Below are 22,889 nucleotides of genomic sequence, written 5' to 3'. Positions count from 1 at the left end.
TTTATACCTTTTTTTAAGTCGATAGGCCAAATCAAATCGGAATTCAGGGGGAATATGTATGGAGATGGTAGGTAAATTCGTTATTTATATCATTATGGTGTGTGCCGTTGTCGGTGCTATTGCATCGATTAAAGACAGTGAGCAGGGCTTGGGGAAACAGTTCATGGAAGGTTTGCATACCGTTGGCCATATATTTATCCCGGCAGCTGGAATCATGGCCTCGATCCCTTATTTATCTTGGTTCATCAATACAGTATGCGGCCCGGTTTTCGCTGCGATCGGTGCAGATCCAGCCCTCGCCGCAACAACGATTTTGGCGACGGATATGGGGGGTTACCAATTAGCGGCCGAGCTGAAGGAATCCTATGAAGGCTGGATCATGGCGATGATTGTCGGCTTTATGTCCGGGGCAACGATTGTATTCTCGATTCCAATGGGGCTTGCGATGCTGGAGAAGCGTGATCATAAATACATGGCACTTGGTGTCATGTCAGGAATCCTGACGATTCCGATTGGCGCTTTTATCTCAAGCGCGCTGGTGGTGGCGACGAATTCGAAAATCCGCGAAGTGATTTCCACGAATGCGGATTCTACATACGAATTCGCGTTGAGCTATTTGAAAATTGCCCTGAACCTTTCCCCGCTTCTTATTTTTGTGGTCTTGCTCGCGTTAGGTCTTTATTTCCTGCCGGATTTGATGATCAAAGGTTTCATGTGGTTTGGAAAAATATTGGATGCTGCGATTAAACTTGTACTCGTGTTTTCGATCGTGGAAATTTTCACAGGATTGTTTTCCAAAGTATTTGGTGCTTGGGGTTTCCATCCGATCATGGCCGATAAGGCAGACCAATTCCGTGCCCTGGAAACGGCGGGGTATATCGGGATAATGCTGGCAGGTGCATTTCCAATGATTTACCTGATTCAAAAATATGCAGGCAAGCCATTGGAAGCGATGGGCGGGAAAATCGGGTTGAGCAAAGCCGGGAGTGCAGGAATATTAGCCACGGTAGCCAATATATTAGCAATGTTCAAGCTTGTTAAAGAAATGCCGCCGAAGGATAAGGTCATAAACATTTCCTTCGCTGTGTGTGCGGCCTTCCTATTGGGTGATCATTTATCATTCGCAGCCAACTTTCAGCCTTCCTTAATATTACCGATCATTGTCGGTAAGCTATCTGCCGGAGCGATTGGAATCGGTCTTGCTTACTGGCTGTCCGTTCCGAAAGCTTTGGAATTAGAAGAAAAGGATCGTGCAGCAGGAGTTATCGGCATAAATGAATATAAAACGAAAAACGAGGAAGAAAACAGCAATGAAATCCAAGTGGTGTAAAACTGGGGTGTGATTTTAATGAATGAACAGGTGGAACGAATCATCAGTGCAGGAATTGATATTGGCACCAGTACGACGAAGCTTGTTATCAGCGAGCTTTCGCTTAGGAATGTGGCGGGTGGCGGACAGGTGCCAAAAATCGAAATTACCGATAAGGAAATTCTGTATCGAAGTCCCATTTTCAGGACCCCGCTTGTATCCGAGACGGTAATTGACATACCTGCTGTTCAAAGAATGGTGGAAAGTGAATACCAAAAAGCAGGAATCACGATCGAAAGCATACAAACAGGGGCTGTCATCATCACTGGGGAAACGGCAACCAAACAAAATGCAGAAGAAATGGTGTACCGGTTATCTAAAGCGGCGGGGGAATTCCTTGTAGCGGCAGCCGGTCCGGATTTGGAGGGGATCATTGCCGCCAAGGGGTCCGGCGCCTATCAGCATTCCATCAAGACAAGAAAGACTGTAGCGAACATAGACATTGGCGGGGGGACCGCGAATATTGCCGTATACCGTTCAGGCATGCTTTGCGGAACCTGCACACTGCATATAGGAGGCCGTTTGGTGGAGTGGGAAGGAGCTAGGGTGAGGGTTGCTCCTTCAATAGGAAAATGGCTGAAATCAAAAGGGCACTCTCCTTTGAATGGTGAAGGGGCAATCATCGCAAATGAAATGGCGAAGGTGCTTTCGAGGTTTTTGGCTGGCTCCTTCACAAAAGAAGATGAACTCCTATTAGTTGGGAAGGAGCCATCTTGGACAGGACGAATAGACGTGTTGATGTTCTCGGGCGGTGTCAGTGATTGCATCTATCATGAAGAACGGAAGGACGAAAGCTTCCGGGATATCGGCATGATGCTTGCCGCCTCTATCAAAGAAAGTGAAGAATTGGCTGCATGGGAGTGGGAACATCCCGTTGAAACGGTTCGGGCGACTGTACTTGGAGCAGGCGCACATACAACTGAAATCAGCGGAGCAACCATCGAAGTGAATGATTCTCATCTGCCAGTCCGTAATATTCCAGTCTATCGGGTCGATTTTCATGGCGTGCTTGATGATGTAACCGCGAAAATGGCACAAGCTGTTCAGCATGCGATCACAATATATGACGCTTTGCAGGAGGGGCTGAATTTTGCCTTTTATTTAACGAATTTACCTTATCAATCATTTCGGGACATTCACCGGCTCGCAGTCGCTTTTACCGAGGCACTGAAGCAAAAACCGAATCGGCAGCAGCCTCTGATCATTGTCATGGATAGTGATTACGGAAAGGCACTTGGTCAAACCATTCTAGCGAATCAACCAGATTTGCCGGTCATCTGCATTGATCAGACAGAAGTGGAACATGGTGATTATTTAGATATAGGAAGGCTGCTGCGGACAGGGGTCGTTCCGGTTGTAGTAAAAACGCTAACCTTCCACAGTTAGGAAAAGGAGGATCATACGATGAAATTATCCACTCAATATTTTGGGGAAATCCATCAATTCAAATCGTTGAAAGAAGTCCTGGCCAAAGCGAATGAAGAGAAATCAGGAGATAGGCTTGCGGGAATTGCAGCACATTCCGTTCAAGAACGGATTGCTGCGAAAGCGGTGCTTAGCGAATTGACTTTGGCGGACATCAGGAACTATCCCCTGCTCTCCCCGGAAGAGGATGAGGTGTCGCGGATCATAGACGGTCTAATCAATGGAACCATCTATCAATCTGTGAAGAATTGGAGCGTTGCCGAACTGCGTGAATATATTTTGAGTGACGAAACGACAGGCGAGGACTTAAAGCGATTAAGCAGGGGCTTGAATAGTGAAATGATTGCAGCGGCAGCCAAGTTGATGTCGAACCTCGACCTTATCCATGCAGCCAATAAAATCGAAGTGCTCACCAAGAATAATAGCACGATCGGATACAAAGGAACGATTGCTTCGCGCCTTCAGCCTAACCACCCGACAGACAATGTCGATGGCATGCTGGCTTCTTTAAAAGAAGGCCTCTCCTATGGAATCGGGGATGCACTCATTGGAATCAACCCTGTCGATGATTCGGTCGAAAGCGTAAAGCGGCTGCTTCATGCAACACAGGATGTCATCCAGAAATGGAACATCCCGACCCAAAATTGTGTGCTTGCGCATGTGACCACGCAAATGAAGGCCGTTCAGCAGGGGGCGCCTGCTGATATGATCTTTCAAAGCATAGCCGGAACGGAAACGGCCAATCGCTCTTTTGGAATTAACGTACAATTGCTCGAAGAAGCCAATGAGATCGCAAAGGCCTATGGCACCGGCACAGGCCCGCAGCATCTTTATTTTGAAACGGGGCAAGGCTCCGAGTTATCGGCCGAAGCGCATTTCGGTATCGATCAGGTGACGCTTGAAGCCAGGAACTATGGATTTGCCCGTTATTTTGACCCGTACATTGTCAATACGGTCGTCGGATTCATCGGACCTGAATATCTATATAACAGCAAGCAGGTCATCCGGGCCGGGTTAGAAGATCATTTCATGGGGAAAATGCATGGACTGCCGATGGGGGTGGATATTTGCTATACGAATCATATGAAGGCGGATCAAAATGATATCGAGGACTTGGGTGTACTTTTAACGGCGGCTGGTGTGAATTTCATCATCGCAACTCCGATGGGGGATGACTGCATGTTAAACTATCAGTCTTTGAGTTATCACGATATAGCGACTTTGAGACAAACGATGGATAAGCGGCCTGCCCCATTATATGAAGCATGGCTGGAGAAGATGGGGATTATGGAGAACGGAAAATTAACGAAGCGTGCCGGTGATCCAACTATATTTAACCATTAGGAGTGGATGATATGGGAATGAATAATAAGGATGATTTGGATGCCATGATAGCGAAAACCCCTGCGAGGATAGGGGTAGGCAGGTCAGGGACCCGGCCGAAAACGGATTCTTGGCTGAAATTCCGTTTTGACCATGCCGCGGCCGTCGATGCTGTATATGGTGAAGTCAGTGATTTTCTTTTGAAGCGCTTGGATTTATTCAAGGTGAAAACGAAGGCCGATGATAAGGAAGTCTATTTACGGCGTCCGGATTATGGCAGGAAGCTTTCGGATGAAGCAAAGAGGGTCATAGAAGCCAAATGCATAAAGGCCCCAACGGTCCAAATCATCATTTCCGATGGCTTAAGTGCCAAGGCGATCGAAGAAAATGTCGAGGACGTCTATTTATCTTTCAAACAATCTTTGGCAGTGGCAGGTCTGGATACGGGTACACCTTTTTATATTGAAAAGGGCCGGGTTGCCGTGATGGATGATATCGGTGAAATCCTTGGACCTGAGGTCATTGTCCTGTTGATCGGTGAACGCCCCGGTCTTGTCAGTGCTGAATCATTGAGCGCTTACATTTGCTATAAACCACGTTTGGGCACCATTGAAGCGGAGAGGATGGTCATTTCCAACATCCATAAAGGAGGGATCCCCCCTGTTGAAGCTGGAGCGCATCTAGGCACGGTCATTCAAAAGATCCTCAAATACCAAGCGAGCGGCATGTCCCTCGTGAAGAAGGAACATGCAGAAGAAAAACGTGAAAAACTCGGTTGAACCCCTAGTGTCTAAAAAAGGAAGTTCGGAGGGTCTCATTCCTGACGATCATTAAGACTAGGTCGTTGATTTCCGAAATCGACTGGAATACTTTTAAAATAAAAAAACTGCAGGCACTAGCTTTATTTGCCTGCAGTCAGGGGGGAGCGGATCGCTCCCCTATTTACTTGTCCCTAAATTCCATAACCCAAACGGGTTGTAGAAGGGATGGTCTTCTTCATATCTAAAGTCCTGAAGGCCCGTCAATATAAAGTCGGGTGCATCTTGCTGAATGCTAAAGGTTTCGCCATTCTTAAAGAGAGGCCGTTCACCTACATGGTAATAATTGAATGTGTTAAGCAGGGCAGCCGCCTCTTTCGGACTCATTGTGTTAAGTGTCACGGCATCCGGGAGACCAAAGGCTTTCATTCCGAAAGAACAATAATAGTCTTCCTCTCCGATGATCGTGACAAAATGGGCATATACCGAGAGAATATCCGGGCTATGATGTAGATGCTGCCAATCTTCCTTTGAATGGGCAATTCCAGCCGTTTCTATTTTCACTGCCATTCCGCCTGCCTTGAGGATCGCTGCCCCGGCATCGATCAAATCGATAACAGTTCCGGTATCGGATACATCGGCTATTATATAAACGGTAAAGGTATGGCCATTGATTTCCTCTAATGCATTCTCTGAAAAGGCGTCTTTACTGGCGTAAGAAAAGCTCTCTTTTAAAGTGGGTTCATAATCATGGATCTCCGCCTGAAACGTAATGTTCTTATCACTGTTATGAAAAACATTCCTGGCTAACAGATACCCTTCGCTTTGGGAAGCGACCGTTTGAATCAATTCTGTCCGGTCCTTCCATTTACCGGGTATCCCGATGATGATTTGGTTGTCCTTCATGGATCATCTCTCCTTTCCGATCACTTCATACTATACCACTACTGATGTTTTCCATAGCATTTCATGAAAAATGGCGCAAAGTACCGATAAATGCCAGTGAGGGATGTGCAGGACTTTTTCAAAATTATACAATTGATGTATAATATAATCTAGTAAACGTATAGCCTATCTTCAAAGGAATTCCCCTTGTGGGTTTTCTCATAGGGCCGTATCTTAATTATCTATTCGTATATATCAATGATGAAAGAGAGTGGAATATAATGGGTCGTAAGTGGAATAACATTAAAGAAAAAAAAGCGTCAAAAGATGCTAATACTAGTCGGATTTATGCTAAGTTCGGACGGGAAATATATGTAGTGGCAAAACAAGGCGAACCAGATCCAGAATCCAATCAGGCATTAAGGGTCGTACTTGAGCGTGCGAAAACGTACAATGTTCCAAGAGCGATCATTGACCGTGCGATTGAAAAAGCCAAAGGCGGTTCGGAAGAAAACTATGACGAACTTCGTTATGAAGGATTCGGTCCCAATGGTTCAATGGTCATCGTGGATGCATTGACAAACAACGTGAACCGGACGGCTTCCGATGTACGTGCCGCATTCGGGAAAAATGGCGGGAATATGGGTGTCAGCGGATCTGTTGCTTATATGTTCGATGCAACGGCTGTCATCGGGATTGAAGGTAAAACGGCTGATGATGTTCTTGAACTGTTAATGGAAGCGGATGTTGATGTTGATGTACGTGACATCATTGAAGAAGAAGAAAGTGTCATCGTTTATGCCGAGCCTGAACAATTCCATGCTGTACAACAAGCATTCAAGGATGCAGGAATCAGCGATTTTACAGTGGCAGAGCTGACGATGCTTGCACAAAATGACTTAACCCTTCCGGAAGATGCACAAGCACAATTCGAAAAAATGATTGATGCATTGGAAGATCTGGAAGATGTTCAACAAGTTTATCATAATGTAGATCTTGGGTGAATGATGAAATGAGCAGGCCTTTGCTATATGATCAAAGGTCTGCTTATTTCATTTAAAAGGAAAGAGCCTGTTCCGAATCACGAAACAGGCTCTTTCCTTTTGATTATTCACTTATGGTGATTCCGGAAAGTTCACGGTCTTTCTTTACCTTTTCCAATTCGGAAATAGTGACAAGTTGATAACCTTGGTCATGCAGTTGTTTAATGATTTTTCCTGCAGCCTGGGCGCTAGTTTGATAGATATCATGCATTAATATGACTCTGCCATCTTTGGCTTTGCTCATCACTTTGTTTACGATTTTCTTTTCATTGCGTTCTTTCCAATCCTCTGGATCGACATCCCAAAGGGAGACTTTCATATCCTCCATGAATTCCCGAACATTATGGTTAATCGCTCCATATGGGGGACGGACGAGATTCGGCTCAGTACCTGTAGCTTTTTTTACAGCGTCTTGGGTCTTTTCGATTTGATCTTCGATTTTGTTCTTGCTTAAGCGCGTCAGCTGCGGATGATCCCATGAATGGTTGCCGATCTCATTTCCTTCCTGCAGCATTTTTTGCAGAACTTCCGGATAATGCTGTACGCGGCTTCCAAGTACGAAAAACGTCGCGTGACCATCAAATTTTTTCAGGTCTTCCAGAATGGACATGGTATGACTTGGATGCGGCCCGTCATCGAACGTCAAGGCAATGACCTTTTTAGAAGGGTCGATCCATTCATTTTGCACGGGCAGTTTGGCGACGATATGTTTCGGCTGCCATTCCTTTACACGATCCTCATTCAAATCTTGACTTTGATATGAATCTAGCAAACTATCTTTAAAAAGATCCTTCTTGATGGCTATTGTATGGGTCTTGGTTGAATCATCAGTCTTAACGTAGAAAATGAGCGTATTTTTAAAGACTGAAAAAGAATTGAAGTTGGCTGCCTTCAGTTTGTTTTCCTTTTTAATGAGACTGTTTGAAATGCCTTCTTCTTCCTTCTGCGTTAACTCTTCAAAAACAATATCGGATAAAACGGATAAATAATCAGTATCCGTGGCAAAGATGTCTTCTATAGAGAGCTTTTGCTGAGATGGAATATCATAAGTGAAGATCTGGGTTCCAGACTGCTTCTTTCCTTCCACTTGCTCATATTTATCGAAGGAAATCGTAATGGTCTGTTGGCTGAAATGGAGGATCGTATAGGTGAGGTTAAGCTCGGAAGCTTTTCCGTCGGATGCTTTCCATTTCTTTTCATAATCCTTAATTTCTTTCTTTATGTAGGCTTCTAGCTGCTTGTCGATATTTTCTAAATGCAGAACAGGCCTGCTTGCTGAATACCCGCCTTTCGTATTATCTTTCACATACGTTTGAATATCGGCTTCTGGGTAATTTTTATCAGTTGTATAGGCCGAAACGGTTCTCTTCTTATCAAAAGCAAGGCTTTTAATGGCTAACCCCAGCGTTCCTACAGCAGCTGTTAGACATAATAGAAAAATAAAGACTTTTTTATAATTTAATTTCCTCATGATGCACTCCACCTCGATAATCATTCTACTATATAGACGCGCCAAAAGCCTTAAAAGTTTGTAAAAAATTTCATTTTTTTATATTTATATTTTTCCTTGCTCATTTTCAAACTTTTATGGCTGCACCAACGTCTATTCTTTGTACCTAGGATACGTAATTTAAATGTAAGGAGCTCTAACATGTAATGAAAAACCCAGATATGAATCAATTAATCGCGGCCCGGATAACCGAAAGGCAAGAGAATTTGTACAGACTTGCTTTTTACTATGTCAAAAACCAAGAGGATGCCCTGGATATCGTGCAGGAATCAATCAGGAAAGCGCTAGCCTCCAGCAGCAAAATCAAAGACGCCGCTTCTATAGATAGTTGGTTATATAAGATCATCGTCCGAACGGCACTGGATGTTTTGCGGAAGAATAAGAAACTGACCGTCGCCGATGATGAAACAATAGAATACTTGCGCCGCGGTGAGGAGGATCACTATCCTGACCTGGATTTGCAAAAGGCCCTGGAAGGACTTTCAGTCAAGTACAAAACGGTAGTCGTCCTCCGTTTCTTTGAGGACCTGAAGCTGGACGAGATAGCGGAAGTGCTGGAAGAAAACGTAAGCACGATTAAAACGAGATTATATAAAGCGCTGCAACTATTGCGGATCAACATGACTGAACGGGAGGAAACGAAAAGATGGAAAAAAAATTAAAAGATCTGCGGGAAGAATATCTTAAAATACCGATACCAAAGGAATTAAATGATGTCGTTCAAGCAGCCTTGAATGAAAAGCCAAGGAAGAAGCCGAGGGTTGGCAGGAATATCCTCGTGTCAGCGGCTGCAGCGCTCCTGATTCTGACAGCTTCCGTAAACATCAGTCCGGCAGCGGCGAAAGCCATGAGTGATATACCGATAGTCGAGAAGGTCATCAAAGTGATTACCTTCGTCGAATGGAAAGAAGAAGCGAATAATTCTTCGGCAGTAATCAAAACGCCTGTAATATCCGGTCTCGAGAATAAACAGCTCGAAGATAGCTTGAATGATAAATACTTATCGGAAAGCAAGCAGCTTTATAAGGAATTCACGGATTCCATGTCAAAACTGAAGGAAGGGGAAAAGGGCAATATCTCGGTGGAAAGCGGATATGTGATATTGACGGATAATGAAACGATATTATCCGTACAGCGTTATACGGATACGATTCAGGCGTCCAGTTCTACAGAAAGTCAATTCGATACAGTCGACAAGAAAAACGAAGTGCTGTTAACGCTAAATAGCTTATTTAAAAATGATCGCTATCTTCAGGTGATCAGCGAGAACATCAAGGAACAGATGAAGCGGCAGATGGCTGAAGACCCGGAAAAGATATATTGGGTGGAAGATGATGATTTTACTGCTTTTAAAGGCATCGATGAAAACCAAAACTTTTATATAAATGAAGATGGCAAGCTAGTCATCGCCTTTAACAGCTATGAAGCTGCGCCGGGGTACATGGGGGCCGTCGAGTTCATCATCCCGACAAAGGTGCTGTCAGACCTTCTTGTTGGCGATCAATATATCCATTAAAACGGCCCTATTGTAATTCTTATGACGGGCGGAAGGTTTTTAAAACGGCACAAAAAAGACGAACCACGTTACTTACTTACAGTAACCTTGGTTCGTCTCTTTTTTGTTCGAATTTCATCTGGTCCAGTTCCAGCCTCATTTTTTCCGTCTCCATAAGGAAGTTTTCATGTTTAAGTTTTTCAAGCTCCAGTTCAACTTGCAGCATCTTGTGTTTGGTTTTTGACTGTTTTTCGAAATGGCTTGTCAGTATGGCGATTATAGGGATGGAAAAAATCATCACCACGGTTATGATCCCGAACATTATGGTGCCTCCTCTTTTTTTATATCTATTATACGGTGAATAGAACGGTTGTGGTGGGGTTATTTCAAAACTTTCCATTTACTATACTCATTAATAAGTGCATGGCAACCAAAGTGATATTAAACGTAATACCATGGGGAAAGTTAGGGCAATATATCATTGATGACCGCTTTCTATTAGATTATATGGACTGTTTTTTAGTGCGAAATCCGGACTTTTGCTTGCATGGTGGAAAGTCACTTCTATTTATATTGAAATTAATTATTTAAATATACTAAATATTTGTTTACAATAGTGAAAATTAAAGTTATTATACAATAATAAAAGGAGGGCTAGGTATGGCAACGATAAATAAACAGAAAATTGTGGATAGTGTACCTCAAAAAGGTTTTTTTGGAAACCCTAAAGGATTATTCACCCTTTTCTTTACTGAGTTCTGGGAGCGTTTCTCCTATTATGGCATGAAGGCCATTCTTGTTTACTATATGTATTACGAAGTTTCTAAAGGGGGACTAGGCCTTGATGAAACGACGGCCCTTGCCCTTGTATCCATCTATGGATCTTTAGTATATATGTCAGGTATTATTGGCGGATGGCTCGCCGATAGGATTTTCGGGACTTCAAAAGCCGTATTTTACGGTGGTATCTTGATCATGCTCGGGCATATTGTCCTTGCTGTACCAGGCAGTCTTTCCATGTTCTTTGTTTCCATGGTACTCATTGTTCTGGGTACTGGTTTATTAAAACCGAATGTTTCCAGCATTGTTGGGGAAATTTACGCAGAAAATGATGAACGCCGGGATTCCGGTTTCAGTATATTCTATATGGGTATCAACATGGGTGCATTCCTTTCGCCGTTTGTTGTCGGTACAGTCGGAATGGACTACAGCTTCCATCTTGGATTTGGACTTGCAGCAATTGGTATGTTGATTGGACTCATCGTCTTTGTTACAACAAAGAAAAAGAACCTGGGCTTGGCTGGAACTCTTCCTGCTAATCCATTATCACAGAATGAAAAGAAAAAAGTATTCACTAAATTGGGGATAGCCGCACTTATCATAGCTGCCATCATCGGCATCACTGCTTCTGCAGGCATCTTAACAATTGAAACTTTTATTAATCTTGTAGGTATTCTAGGAATCGTAATTCCGACCCTTTATTTCATTTTCATGTATCGCAGCCCGAAAACGACTTCTGTTGAACGTTCACGCTTGATTGCCTATATTCCTTTGTTTATAGCAGCTGTCATGTTCTGGGCGATTCAAGAGCAAGGTGCTACAATATTGGCAAGCTATGCAGACAAACGGACACAGTTGAACTTTGCAGGATTGGAAATAAACCCGGCATGGTTCCAATCTTTGAACCCTTTGTTCATCATTACCCTTGCACCAGTATTCGCATGGTTATGGATTAAATTAGGAAAGCGTCAGCCGACCATTCCTCAAAAATTCTCAATAGGTCTACTGTTCGCCGGTTTATCATTCCTGGTGATCCTGCTTCCTGTTTATTTCGGTGGATCAGACGCATTAGTCAATCCGCTATGGCTAGTACTTAGCTATTTCCTTGTAGTGCTTGGAGAACTTTGTTTATCTCCTGTCGGACTTTCAGCAACTACAAAATTGGCTCCAGCCGCATTCTCGGCACAAACGATGAGTCTATGGTTCCTGGCAAGTGCAGCAGCACAAGCACTGAACGCACAAATCGTCAGATTCTACACACCTCAAACCGAAATGGCCTATTTTGGAGTGATCGGTGTTGCTTCTATAGTCCTTGGACTGGCTCTGATGGCCTTATCACCAAAGATTCAAGGTTACATGAAAGGCATTCGCTAACCCATTAAAAAAGATGACCTCCGAAATAACGGGGTCATCTTTTTTTCGTTTTTCGTGCCCTCGAAAATTCTCGAATGGGTGCTATATCGATTTTTATTTGAGGTCGTGATTCAAACCTTTAACTTTTTTTTAATAGGATCCACAGTGAACACTAAGACAAAAAATAAAATAATCTTGGGAATGGGCTCGATATCGAAGATAAAAAAATACAATATCCTAAAATGAAATATATCGAAAATAGAATACCTAAGTACAATTTATTTTTCATTTGAACCCTCCTAATATCTTGCTATGGAACGAGCTGAGTATCCATTCCAATTCCGCTTAACGCAATGGTCTTGCTTAGCTTTTTTTCCAGCTGCAGCGGCATTATTCCATTTAGAAGTTGAAATACCTAGTCCTATTGCGAAAACACCCATACCTGTACCTATATACTTATTAAACCAACCAACAGCAAGAGTTAATCCATTAACTTTGTTAGAAAATGAAGACATTTGAGCAGCTGCTTGAACATTTGGTACAATCATACTGAAAAATAAAGAAATACCCAAAAGAATAATTAATGCAGGGTTTACGAACATCTTATACCTTTTTATCATTACCTCCTCACTATATATCTAGTGATTCCGTAATAAACTAATTTTCAACTTGATAGATTCCAAAAGAGAGAAGTGGAATTTCAGAAATGATACGGTTACCATAAAGAACTAAGCGAATATGAAAAAAAAGAGCATCCTTTATAGGATTGCTCTTTTTTCCGGTTGTAAGAACCTTTTCCTCTTTTGTTTTTAACAATACGGGTGGAGGGGTCAAACGCCCAGCGCATTCGGCTATTTGCCATTTCACCAATGGTTTTCTTATTGGTTTTATTTGTTTTAGTCATTGAATATATTCCTGCTTTCATAGTATTTGAACTGAATTTTAGCTTTGTACACCTTTGTTTTTGCTCGCAATAATTGAAGCCGCAATTGCAAAGGGAAGTAAAAAGAAAGCCAATATTCCATATCCAGCTCCTTCAAACCCTCTGATGTTCACAAAACCGATGTAAAACAAAATAATTGAAGTTATAAAGGTTAATATGCCTGGTAAAAGCCTAACAAATAAAGATAAATGTAATTTCCTAAACCACCACGCTAAAAGTATTACTAGCATTCCAGGGACGCAAGCAACCAGGAGGGGGACTCCCAACATCATTTTGTAACCTCCTCAAATTCATTAAGTGAATAATACCATAATAAGTAAATTTCCTCTTGTATATTAGAATGAAAAGACTGCCGGCAGTGGCCATTTTCTTGGATGCGTGCGTGAAGAAAACAAAAGTCGAACGTAAAGGTGAGGTAAATTAAAATTTTAATATTGTTGGATAGGGGTTCTATCTAAATTCTAAAACCAAGTTGATTGGAACAGGTGTACGAGACCCCTGCGGGAAAAGCGCGCCTAAGGGAAACCACGCAGGCGCAAGGCGCCGAGGAGGCTTCCCGACCGCCCGCGGAAAGCGAGTGCATGGAGTGGAAATCAACGCTCATTGTACAAGCCCTAATAAAACTGTAGAACAAAAGGGGTTTACCTAAAATTACAAAACAAAGTTGATTGGAGTGAAAGGTACGAGACCCCTGTGGGAAAAGCGCGCCTAAGGGAGACCCCGCAGGCGCATACCGCCGAGGAGGCTTTCCGACCGCCCGCGGAAAGTGAGTACATGGAGTGGAAATCAACGTTCTTTGTACAAGTTCCAATATACTGTAGACAAAAAGGGTTTACCTAAAATTTCAAAACAAAGTTGATTGGAACGAAAGGGACGAGACTCCTGCGGGAAAAGCGCGTCAAGGGGAGACCCCGCAGGCGCAAGGCGCCGAGGAGGCTCCCCGACCGCCCGCGGAAAGCGAGTACCTGAAGCGGAAATCAACATCCAAATCGTACAAGCGATTAGAAAAGCTGGGGCAAAATGGGGGTCCACCTCTGTCCTTTATTTCACTTAATTTCTTTCTAGGATTCAACATCTGCCTCTTCATGAATAGCCAAAGATGTGTGATATCTTCGGTATAATTCATATGTTAATGAAGCTAAGAAAGGAAAGGACCGGATGAGCGCTACTCTTCCGGTTCTTTGTGTATCAGTTTGCTGCTGGGATCAATCCTTTATGAATGGAGACTTCCTGAATGGCATGGTAGACGGTTTCGACCATGAAATCGAGTTCCTTTTCTGACATGGAAAGGATCGGCATCATCGTGATGACTGGACCAAGTTCCCGGATGATCAGGCCATTTTCCCGTGCTGTATGGATGATTCCGGAAACGACATTCTCTTGGAGGGTGAACGTTTCTTTTGTTTGGCGGTCTTTAACGATTTCCACTCCAATCATGAAGCCGCGCTGGCGGATATCGCCGACTATCGGAAGTTCGTATAGCGCTTGCAGTCTTTGTGATAGGTATTTTGATTTTTTCTGGATGTCTTTAATGAGATTGCGGCTTTCCATTAGCTCAATATTCTTCAGGGCCAGGGCACAGGCAAGCTGATTTCCTGTATAGGTGTGACCATGATAGAAGGTTTTATGTTCTTCCCGTTCTCCCAAGAAGGATTGAAAGATCTGCTCGTTCATGATGGTGGCGGCGAGTGGCATATATCCCCCAGTGATCCCTTTACCCATACACATGATATCGGGTACGACGTCTTCCTGTTCGCAGGCAAACATCGTACCGGTGCGACCGAACCCTACAGCCACCTCATCACAAATTAAGAGGATATTGTACTTTTTGCATAATTGCCCGACCTCTTTCAAAAAGCCAAGGGGATGGGTAATGATACCTGCTGCTCCCTGCACGAGCGGCTCAATGATCAATCCTGCAATTTCCTCGGATTGTTTCTGCAGTAACTTCTCCAGTTCCTTCAAGCAATGGTTTTTCACGGCTTCTGGATCTCCATATTCAGTCATGTGATAGGCATATGGTGAAGGGGCTGAAATCCGTTGAAATAAGAGGGGCTTAAAGATTCTATGGAATAGATCCATTCCGCCCACACTCACGGCACCGACAGTATCACCGTGGTATGCTTCGTCAAGGGAGACGAATTTGTTTTTATTCCGATGCTTGACGGGATCGATATTCTGCCAATATTGATAAGCGACTTTAAGGGCGATTTCCACAGCGGCTGATCCCGTGTCGGAGTAAAAGACTTTCGATAAAGAACCAGGAGTGATCTCTGCCAGTTTTTTCGCCAGTAAGATCGATGGTACATTCGCAGATCCGAGCAGCGTCGAGTGCGCGACTTTATTCACTTGCTCAATTAGGGCGCCATTTAATTCCGGCTCGTTATGCCCGTGCACATTCACCCATAATGAAGCATAACCATCGAGGTAGCGTTTGCCATCCACATCAATCAGGTAGCTGCCTTCGCCGCGTTCGATGATAAGCGGTTTACTTTCCCGATACGTTTTCATTTGTGTGAACGGATGCCATACATATTCCTTATCCCATTGTTCTAAATCTTGACTGTTCATGCTTCGAACACCTCTTTCAGTTGTTGGGTATATTCTTGATCACCAAGCAAATCAAGGATGCAGATCCTCAAGTCTTTTCTAACATCGGCCAGTGTTGGGATGCAGGCGAGGCCATTCAGCCCAGTCAGTTTTTCAATGGTTTCGATATTGTCTTGATGAATCCGATCTTCTGGCCGGTAATGATTATACAAAATGGTTTTCACGTTTATATCATGGACTTGAGCATAAGAATGGGTCGTCACGACATCATGAATCGCCCCTAAACCGCTTGTGGATACGAAGAGGACAGGCATCCCGCAATCCCTTATGAAATCCGCCGTCATATAGAAACCTTCCGTTCGTTCAATAAGCGGCACAGCCAATCCTCCAGCGCCCTCGACTAATACGATGTCATACATTTCCTCAAGTTCATGAACCCTTTCCACGACTTTCTTCTCATCGATGAGACTGCCGGTTAATTTAATCGCCAAATGTGGGGAGGTTTCGGGTTCCAGTGTGTAAAACCCCGATTCCTTCACACCGAGTTCCTGCTCAAACCAAGATATATCTGGGTATGTATGATTTTCCTCATTGATTCCAGTTTGAAATGGTTTGAATATCGTGACGCTTTTTCCCAATGTTTGAAGAGACAGATAGAGTGCACTCGTGACGATGGTCTTTCCAATATCCGTGCCAGTTCCGGTTATAAAGTAGGCTTGGCCCATGGATGATTCAGCTCCTTTACGTTTATATATCTTGCAATGCGCGGGCGTACTTGCTGAATGATGACAGCACATAGAATGCATAGCATTAAATCACCGGGTACAGGTAACAAGAAGCCGTAAAGAATCGTTTGGTTGATGGAAAGCGGCGTTTCCACAATCCACTTCATCGCACCATACAGCCAGATGCAGCCGAAAAGGTAAACGGTCAGCAAAGTGGCGGCATTAGCAAAGAATATGGAACGAATCGTGGCGAGGGAAAACCGGTTGATCAGCCATCCATTTACATAGGCTCCCAGTATATATCCGAGCAAATAGCCGAAAGTGGGTTTGAATATATAGCCGAATCCCCCGCCTTCAGCAAACACGGGCACCCCGATAAGTCCGATCAAGACGTAGCATAACTGACTGAGCATTCCAAGCCGGGGCCCCAACAATGCGCCTGCCAAATAGACTGCCAGAATTTGCAGCGTGAATGGTATGTAAGGGATAGGTATCTTAATAAAGGCGCCAATGGCAGTTAACGCGGTAAAAAGGGCCACATAAGAAATCGTCCTTGCTTTCAAGTTTTTAACCCCCTTTTTTGAAAGTGCTGGCAGAATGCCCACTATTAGTTTGCCTGATTCCTATTTTATATGTCAACTAATTTGTTATTTGGTTAACATATAAAATGCCAGTTTTCTTAGGATTTATAGGACAACTAGGAAAATATTGAAAAAAGGCCATTGAATAATATTTTGTTTGTATGTTATTATTCTAACGATATGTTAACTTAATATATTTTAGGTTAACAAATATTATCACTCCATTGATACTGCTAAATGTTAATTGCCCATTGAGGCTGATGGTGCACATGCAACCGGTTGGTTGGAGGGAAAAGTGGTTTAGGTAAACTCGCGGCTGGAGCAGCAGGTTGCAGGAAGCGGGTCTATTACTGGATATCTTCCGTTTTATGTGCGGAGAACCGGAACAGGATATGTTCCTTTTCAAGGAATGGCGATTCGGCACACAATAAAAGAAAAGAGGGATAGGTTTGGAAACATTGGTAAGGGATTGGAAGATGTTAGCGGAGAACGTTATCAAAGGATATAAAGTGACGGAGGAAGAGGCATTATCCATCGTCCAAGCCCCAGACGAAGAGGTTTTGGAAATTCTGAATGCAGCCTATCTCATACGTAAACATCATTATGGGAAAAAGGTAAAATTGAATATGATCATCAATACGAAATCAGGATTATGTCCCGAGGATTGCGGCTACTGCTCGCAGTCGATCGTGTCGGAAGCCCCAATCGATAAATATGCTTGGCTGACTAAAGAAAAGATTGTCGAGGGAGCGCAAGAATCCATTCGCCGGAAAGCGGGTACTTATTGCATCGTTGCTTCTGGCCGTCGTCCGACCAACAGGGAAATCGATCATGTCATTGATGCAGTAAAAGAAATCCGCGAAACAACGGATCTTAAAATCTGCTGCTGTTTAGGTTTCCTGAATGAGGAACATGCCGGTAAACTAGCGGAAGCAGGCGTTCATCGCTATAACCACAACTTGAATACATCACAGGAAAACTACAGTAAAATTACATCGACACATACATATGAAGACCGGGTAGATACAGTGGAAGCTGTGAAAGAAGCCGGAATGTCCCCATGCTCTGGAGCCATTTTCGGAATGGGCGAATCTGAGGCGGAAGCGGTGGAAATCGCTCTATCCTTACGCAGCCTTGATGCAGATTCCATTCCTTGTAATTTTCTCAATGCAATTGACGGAACGCCGCTTGAGGGAACTTCCGAGCTGACCCCCACTAAATGCCTGAAATTGATTTCGATGATGAGATTCGTTAATCCAAGTAAGGAAATCCGCCTGGCCGGCGGCCGGGAGGTCAATCTCCGTTCCATGCAGCCCATGGCACTTTATGCAGCCAATTCCATCTTCGTTGGCGACTATTTAACGACAGCTGGTCAAGAACCCACAGCGGACTGGGGAATCATCGAAGACCTGGGATTTGAAATTGAAGAATGTGCCCTTTAATTGATAAAGAAGATTATTGAGAGAAACTAAAAAAACACCCTTAGGGTGTTTTTTTTCAGTTTGTCGACTAAAGGGGTGGTTTGGTCCCACCCCGAACCATAATCTTAAACATAACTAGTTTATCCTTCAGAGTTTTTTACAGTAATCCTTAAAGGATGGAAGAAATTTGCGGGACTCCTGCCGAATAACTGGGTAGCCGAGCCCCCGCAAGCGCTTATGCCAAGGAGGCTCGGCAGGCAGTCGGCGGAAAGGGAGCGGATTTCCGAAAGTGGGTATGTGTAATGATTTCCACTCCAGGCACTCGCTTTCCGCGGGCGGTCCAGGGAGCCTCCTCGGCGTTCGCCTGCGGGGTCTCCCTTGGCCACGCTTTTCCCGCAGGAGTCTCGTACCTTACGTTCCAATCAGCTGGAACTTCTTTTTTTAGAGATATTGTAGGAAACTGGCTCTTCTTCTCCAATTCGTCTACAGTCTGGCGGTCCATCAATTTTCCGGCAAAAGGAGTTTCGAATGCTCTCGCCCCGAACCATAATTTTAAACAAGACTAGTTTATCCTTCATGTTTTTTTACAGTACCCCTTAATGGATGGAAGAAATGAGCGACACTCCTGCCGAATAACTGGGTAGCCAAGACTCCACAGCCGCCTACGGTGAAGAGGCTTGGCAGACAGTCGGCGGAAAGGGAGCGGATTTCTGGAATCAACTGGAATGTAATTTCAAGAAAAAACTGTAAGCTTGGACACATCCCGAAGCAAGTTTATGATAGGGGATCCTTCATGTTTTTACAGTAATCCTTAAAGGATGGAAGAAATTAGCGACACTCCTGCCGAATAACTGGCTAGTCGAGACCCCATAGGCGCTTGCTTTGATGCGGCTTGGCAGACAGTCGGCGGAAAGGGAGCGGATTTCTGGAATCAACTGCAACATCTTTTAAATAAAAAAATGCAGACATTGCTGTAATAGAACTAATGTCCTTCAACCTTTACAAAAATAAAAAAATAATGATAAGTGAAAATAATGAAAAAAAAATGCTAAATTGTAAGGAGAGGTTTTATAATGAATTACCTGAATACAATAACATTTGCTGCATTGTAGTAAATGATTATGATATAGGGAAAGGATCAGTATTGGTAATATCAATAATGAGAGGATAGTTTTGTGTGATGCATATATGGCTGATTAGTTTTATTATTTTATTATTGCTATTAATATTTTATACTATTATCCCAACGGTGCTTATTCGTGTATGCAGCCTGGGAATAACCAAAAAAATCAATTCGAATAATGGGATTGCGCTAACTTTCGATGATGGCCCAAACCCTGAATATACGATAAAATTACTTGATCTTTTAAAGGAATATGAGATAAAGGCCACATTTTTTGTTGTGGGCAGTAAAGTGAAAAGTAATCCTGGGATTATTAAAAGAATGCATGAAGAGGGACATACGATAGGTATCCATCATTTTCATCATGTTTCAAGTTGGGTCCTATCACCAATTCATCTGCGAAAACAGTTGGAAATGACTGAAAAGGCGATAACGGAATGCACGAATGAAAAGGTGGTTTATTATAGACCGCCATGGGGCCATTTCAATATCTTCACCCCACTTTTCAGTAAGAAATATAAAGTAATTATGTGGTCCGGCATCTTCGGGGATTGGAAAGTCGAAAATTGCAAAAGTACTCTGCTTGATCAGCTTCGAAGCACTTCGACAGAAGGTTCCATCCTGTTGCTTCATGACTGTGGCGAAACCTTGGGTGCGGATAAAGAGGCGCCAGGCTATATGATTGAAATGTTGAAAATTTACCTGCAGGAGAGTAAGGAAAAAGGAACACACTTTATTTCTTTAAAAGACTTATAACTAATTCTGGGGGTATTATGGATATAGATACGCTTTTACATTTTATTGATTCATATGGATACCTGATCATTTTTCTTTTTTTATTCTTCGGCATCGTGGGCGTGCCTGCTCCAGAAGAATCACTTCTATTTCTTATTGGGGTGCTGGTTGTCCAAGGTAAGCTCTCTATGGGTTTAGCTATGCTGTGTGCAATTCTCGGCGCCTTTATCGGAATGCTTGCAGCTTATGCATGCGGAAAATATGTGGGGTATCCATTTATAAATAAATATGGAAGATTCATTGGGATTACGGCTGAACGCTGGGAGAAAGCAAAGAAAAACTATACGGATAATGCACGAAAAACCTTAGTATTGGGATTTTACATTCCGGGGATGAGGCAAATAAGTCCATATTTTGCAGGAATCTCTTCTATACCCTTTCGGAAATACTTCCTCTTTTCCCTATTAGGCACTATAATATGGACCGTCCCTTTTATAGTGGCCGGTTATTATGTCGGGGATGCTTTTAATGTTAATCCCAAATATGTTCCATATTTAGGTGTTGTATTTTTAGTTATTTTTGTCCTATATGTTACTATCAAATACATTAAAAAGAGAAAACAAAGATCCAAAAGTTGAGTCGGCTCCTTATTATAAAACGTCGGAAATAAAAAATCGATTTAAGGAATGTGTTCAACGATATTGTAAGAGGAAGATATCATGAACTATATATTTTGTATTTTCAGAATGATTTCTTAGGAGATGACACATATGAAGAAGATTTTGTTTTTACCTCTCTTTCGAATGCAGTCGGGACATCATCAAGTTGCAGAGGCATTGATGGATATGTTAAAAAAGCATTCAAATGGGATTACTTATAAAAAAATCGATCTAATCAGTTATACCAATACCTCTCTAGAAAAATTCATTGCAAATAGTTATCTGACATGGATCCGTTATGCTCCGGAAACCTATAATCTTGCCTATAAGAACCTGTTTTATGTTCACTCGCCAAAGGAAAGTGTATGTAAATGGTATCAGCAATTATTCATGAATAAGATGGAACGATTGATAGCGGAAGAAAAGCCTGATTTAATTGTGTGTACACACGGTTTCCCTTCATATCTTTTGAGTCAGTTAAAGATGAAAGGGAAGTGCAGCACACCGGTAATAAACGTGTACACGGACTTTTTTATTAATAATGTGTGGGGAAGCGAAGGGATAGATGCCCATTTTCTTCCTAGTCAAGAAGTGAAAGAAAAGCTGATGAGTAAGCGTCAAATACCAAAACAAACGATGATGGTCACTGGCATTCCCGTGCACGAGGAAATCACAAAAAATTCCCGTGTCCAAAGAAACTCAGAACGGCCAAAAATTTTGATATCCGGAGGAAATAGCGGTCTGGGGGGGATTTTGAACTTAGGTGATGAGTTAAAGAATTCAACCGACTTTGATTATTTAGTTCTTTGCGGAAATAACAACAAGCTTTATGAAGAAATCAATACATGGAACTTACCTCATATCAAACCATTGCCCTATATCTCATCAAGGTCTGAAATGAATAAGCTATATGAAGAAGTGGACGCAATCGTTACGAAACCGGGCGGTGTCACGATCAGTGAATCATTGCGAAAAAAGCTTCCGATTTTTGTTCATTCCAGACTTCCGGGGCAGGAGGAAATCAATCTGCAGTATCTAAAACAGCAAGGCCTTGTATTTAAACTTAATCAGAAAACGCCTTTTGAAAAACAATTGCTGAGTATATTGAAGGATCAGAGTAAAATGAAAAAATGGAACACATCCATAGAGTCCTATCATAAGGAAATAGAGTTGGAGAAACCTGAGGGAATAGTGGAGGTCATGAAATTGATCCTTAATCTTAATCAAAATGGTACGCCTTCCTATCTAGCCCGACAGCCCAAACTTCTTTATAGCTAAATGCTTGGTGTTCCCGCTGGTGAACCTAAAAGGAAGAATGAATACGGAAGGCTGCTGAATTAGCAGCCATCCTATAATGAAAGGCCGGAAGGAAGAGTGACTTTGAAAAAAACATATCTTATGATTTTTTTGATGATGATGCTTGTGATGGCGGGGGCAGGGTGTTCAAGTGGTGAAACGGAAATGAAGGCGCAATCCGGAGGAAAAGTGGAATTGACGGTTTCCGCAGCTGTAAGTTTGCAAGATGCCTTGAATGATATAAAGAAGTCTTTTGAAAAAGAGAATGCAAATGTGGAAGTTCATTATAACTTTGGAGCCTCTGGAGCTCTTCAGCAACAGATATCCCAAGGTGCACCTGTTGACCTGTTTTTCTCAGCAGCAGAAGATAAATTTGATAAATTAGTAGAGGAAGATCTTATTGAAGAGAAGAATGGAATCGATTTAGTCGGCAATGACCTGGTGCTGGTGGTGCCAAAGGCTTCCAAAAAGGAAATCGGATCGTTGGAAGACCTCACAAAGGCCGCTAAAATTTCGATTGGGACTCCAGAGTCTGTACCGGCAGGGCAATATGCGAAACAAACTTTGGAAAACATGAACCTTTTCAAAGAGATGGAAGATCGATTGGTATATGCCAAGGATGTCCGGCAAGTGCTTACATATGTGGAAACGGGAAATGTGGACGCAGGTCTCGTTTATAAAACGGATGCGCTCAACTCATCAAAAGTTGAAATCATTGCAGCAGCCCAGGGAGATTTACATGATCCGATCATATATCCCGTGGGAATGATCAATAACCTGGATCATGCCAAGGAAGCCAAGCTATTCTATGACTATCTCCAAACGGAAGCCTCCATGAAAATCTTTGAAAAATACGGATTTAAGAATTTGAAATAACCGCCAATCCGGTGGCCTCAGTTTGTAGACAAAAGGGGT

The 22,889-nt window shown here is 42.9% G+C and carries 22 protein-coding genes; 13 read left to right on the top strand and 9 right to left on the bottom strand.

What is annotated here, in order from left to right; genetic code table 11:
* The first annotated feature begins 58 nt into the window (after positions 1-58).
* The 4 genes from eutH to eutC are packed head-to-tail and all read left to right on the top strand — an operon-like array spanning position 59 to position 4,896.
* The gene (gene eutH, locus MHB45_RS21215; protein WP_072273683.1) at positions 59-1,330 is read left to right on the top strand and encodes an ethanolamine utilization protein EutH; all 1,272 of its coding nucleotides are present in this window, start codon (positions 59-61) and stop codon (positions 1,328-1,330) included.
* Positions 1,331-1,348: 18 nt separating this feature from the next.
* On the top strand, positions 1,349-2,755 hold the full coding sequence (locus tag MHB45_RS21210; protein WP_072273682.1) for an ethanolamine ammonia-lyase reactivating factor EutA: 1,407 nt from the start codon (positions 1,349-1,351) through the stop codon (positions 2,753-2,755).
* 18 nt (positions 2,756-2,773) lie between these two features.
* Positions 2,774-4,138: an ethanolamine ammonia-lyase subunit EutB gene (locus tag MHB45_RS21205; RefSeq protein WP_048686266.1), complete on the top strand. Its 1,365-nt coding sequence runs from the start codon at positions 2,774-2,776 to the stop codon at positions 4,136-4,138.
* A gap of 11 nt (positions 4,139-4,149) precedes the next feature.
* Positions 4,150-4,896, top strand: coding sequence for an ethanolamine ammonia-lyase subunit EutC (eutC, locus tag MHB45_RS21200; protein WP_373689769.1), 747 nt, complete (start codon positions 4,150-4,152; stop codon positions 4,894-4,896).
* A gap of 159 nt (positions 4,897-5,055) precedes the next feature.
* On the opposite strand, the gene MHB45_RS21195 is transcribed toward eutC, so the two are convergent.
* A complete protein-coding gene (locus MHB45_RS21195; protein ID WP_161922131.1) occupies positions 5,056-5,781 on the bottom strand; it encodes a DUF4261 domain-containing protein in 726 nt (241 codons plus the stop codon).
* Between the two features lie 260 nt (positions 5,782-6,041).
* Between MHB45_RS21195 and MHB45_RS21190 the strand changes: the two genes are divergently transcribed.
* Positions 6,042-6,764 (top strand): YebC/PmpR family DNA-binding transcriptional regulator, encoded by a 723-nt coding sequence (locus MHB45_RS21190; RefSeq protein ID WP_340908091.1) that lies wholly within the window; start codon positions 6,042-6,044, stop codon positions 6,762-6,764.
* 103 nt (positions 6,765-6,867) lie between these two features.
* Here MHB45_RS21190 and MHB45_RS21185 read toward each other — a convergent pair whose 3' ends face one another.
* The gene (locus MHB45_RS21185) at positions 6,868-8,274 is read right to left on the bottom strand and encodes a polysaccharide deacetylase family protein (protein WP_340908090.1); all 1,407 of its coding nucleotides are present in this window, start codon (positions 8,272-8,274) and stop codon (positions 6,868-6,870) included.
* A gap of 185 nt (positions 8,275-8,459) precedes the next feature.
* On the opposite strand from MHB45_RS21185, the gene MHB45_RS21180 reads away from it, so the two are divergent.
* Positions 8,460-8,975, top strand: a complete 516-nt coding sequence (locus MHB45_RS21180) for a sigma-70 family RNA polymerase sigma factor (protein ID WP_048686258.1) — start codon at positions 8,460-8,462, stop codon at positions 8,973-8,975.
* On the top strand, positions 8,960-9,829 hold the full coding sequence (locus tag MHB45_RS21175; RefSeq protein ID WP_048686256.1) for a DUF3298 and DUF4163 domain-containing protein: 870 nt from the start codon (positions 8,960-8,962) through the stop codon (positions 9,827-9,829). Before MHB45_RS21180 ends, MHB45_RS21175 begins: the two co-directional genes overlap by 16 nt.
* A 76-nt stretch (positions 9,830-9,905) precedes the next feature.
* Here MHB45_RS21175 and MHB45_RS21170 read toward each other — a convergent pair whose 3' ends face one another.
* Positions 9,906-10,130 (bottom strand): hypothetical protein, encoded by a 225-nt coding sequence (locus tag MHB45_RS21170; RefSeq protein WP_034310640.1) that lies wholly within the window; start codon positions 10,128-10,130, stop codon positions 9,906-9,908.
* A 338-nt stretch (positions 10,131-10,468) separates the two neighbouring features.
* Between MHB45_RS21170 and MHB45_RS21165 the strand changes: the two genes are divergently transcribed.
* Positions 10,469-11,962, top strand: a complete 1,494-nt coding sequence (locus tag MHB45_RS21165; RefSeq protein WP_048686254.1) for a peptide MFS transporter — start codon at positions 10,469-10,471, stop codon at positions 11,960-11,962.
* Between the two features lie 278 nt (positions 11,963-12,240).
* Here the strand turns inward: MHB45_RS21165 and MHB45_RS21160 are convergent, their stop codons facing one another.
* From MHB45_RS21160 to MHB45_RS21135, 6 genes are all read right to left on the bottom strand, one after another.
* Positions 12,241-12,561: a hypothetical protein gene (locus tag MHB45_RS21160; RefSeq protein WP_048686252.1), complete on the bottom strand. Its 321-nt coding sequence runs from the start codon at positions 12,559-12,561 to the stop codon at positions 12,241-12,243.
* 95 nt (positions 12,562-12,656) lie between these two features.
* Positions 12,657-12,845, bottom strand: a complete 189-nt coding sequence (locus MHB45_RS21155) for a hypothetical protein (protein WP_072273676.1) — start codon at positions 12,843-12,845, stop codon at positions 12,657-12,659.
* Positions 12,846-12,883: 38 nt separating this feature from the next.
* Positions 12,884-13,156: a YesK family protein gene (locus MHB45_RS21150; RefSeq protein WP_048686247.1), complete on the bottom strand. Its 273-nt coding sequence runs from the start codon at positions 13,154-13,156 to the stop codon at positions 12,884-12,886.
* A 916-nt stretch (positions 13,157-14,072) separates the two neighbouring features.
* On the bottom strand, positions 14,073-15,455 hold the full coding sequence (bioA, locus tag MHB45_RS21145) for an adenosylmethionine--8-amino-7-oxononanoate transaminase (RefSeq protein WP_253349987.1): 1,383 nt from the start codon (positions 15,453-15,455) through the stop codon (positions 14,073-14,075).
* Positions 15,452-16,159: a dethiobiotin synthase gene (bioD, locus tag MHB45_RS21140; RefSeq protein ID WP_063595969.1), complete on the bottom strand. Its 708-nt coding sequence runs from the start codon at positions 16,157-16,159 to the stop codon at positions 15,452-15,454. Before bioD ends, bioA begins: the two co-directional genes overlap by 4 nt.
* Positions 16,138-16,722: a biotin transporter BioY gene (locus MHB45_RS21135; protein ID WP_048686239.1), complete on the bottom strand. Its 585-nt coding sequence runs from the start codon at positions 16,720-16,722 to the stop codon at positions 16,138-16,140. Before MHB45_RS21135 ends, bioD begins: the two co-directional genes overlap by 22 nt.
* Positions 16,723-17,216: 494 nt before the next feature.
* Here MHB45_RS21135 and bioB point away from each other — a divergent pair, with 494 nt between their 5' ends.
* From bioB to modA, 5 genes are all read left to right on the top strand, one after another.
* A complete protein-coding gene (gene bioB / locus MHB45_RS21130) occupies positions 17,217-18,182 on the top strand; it encodes a biotin synthase BioB (protein ID WP_048686316.1) in 966 nt (321 codons plus the stop codon).
* Between the two features lie 1,159 nt (positions 18,183-19,341).
* Positions 19,342-20,040, top strand: a complete 699-nt coding sequence (locus tag MHB45_RS21125) for a polysaccharide deacetylase family protein (protein WP_048686618.1) — start codon at positions 19,342-19,344, stop codon at positions 20,038-20,040.
* Between the two features lie 17 nt (positions 20,041-20,057).
* Positions 20,058-20,657: a DedA family protein gene (locus tag MHB45_RS21120; RefSeq protein ID WP_048686620.1), complete on the top strand. Its 600-nt coding sequence runs from the start codon at positions 20,058-20,060 to the stop codon at positions 20,655-20,657.
* A 132-nt stretch (positions 20,658-20,789) separates the two neighbouring features.
* Positions 20,790-21,956, top strand: coding sequence for an MGDG synthase family glycosyltransferase (locus MHB45_RS21115; RefSeq protein WP_048686622.1), 1,167 nt, complete (start codon positions 20,790-20,792; stop codon positions 21,954-21,956).
* 102 nt (positions 21,957-22,058) lie between these two features.
* Positions 22,059-22,850 carry a molybdate ABC transporter substrate-binding protein gene (gene modA / locus MHB45_RS21110; RefSeq protein WP_048686624.1) on the top strand — a complete coding sequence of 264 codons (792 nt, stop codon included), beginning with the start codon at positions 22,059-22,061 and terminating at the stop codon, positions 22,848-22,850.
* The last annotated feature ends 39 nt before the right edge of the window (positions 22,851-22,889 follow it).

Source organism: Peribacillus sp. FSL K6-5616 (genome assembly GCF_038008245.1).
In the GTDB taxonomy this organism is placed as follows: domain Bacteria; phylum Bacillota; class Bacilli; order Bacillales; family DSM-1321; genus Peribacillus; species Peribacillus frigoritolerans.
This window is presented reverse-complemented; position numbering and strand designations above follow the sequence as displayed.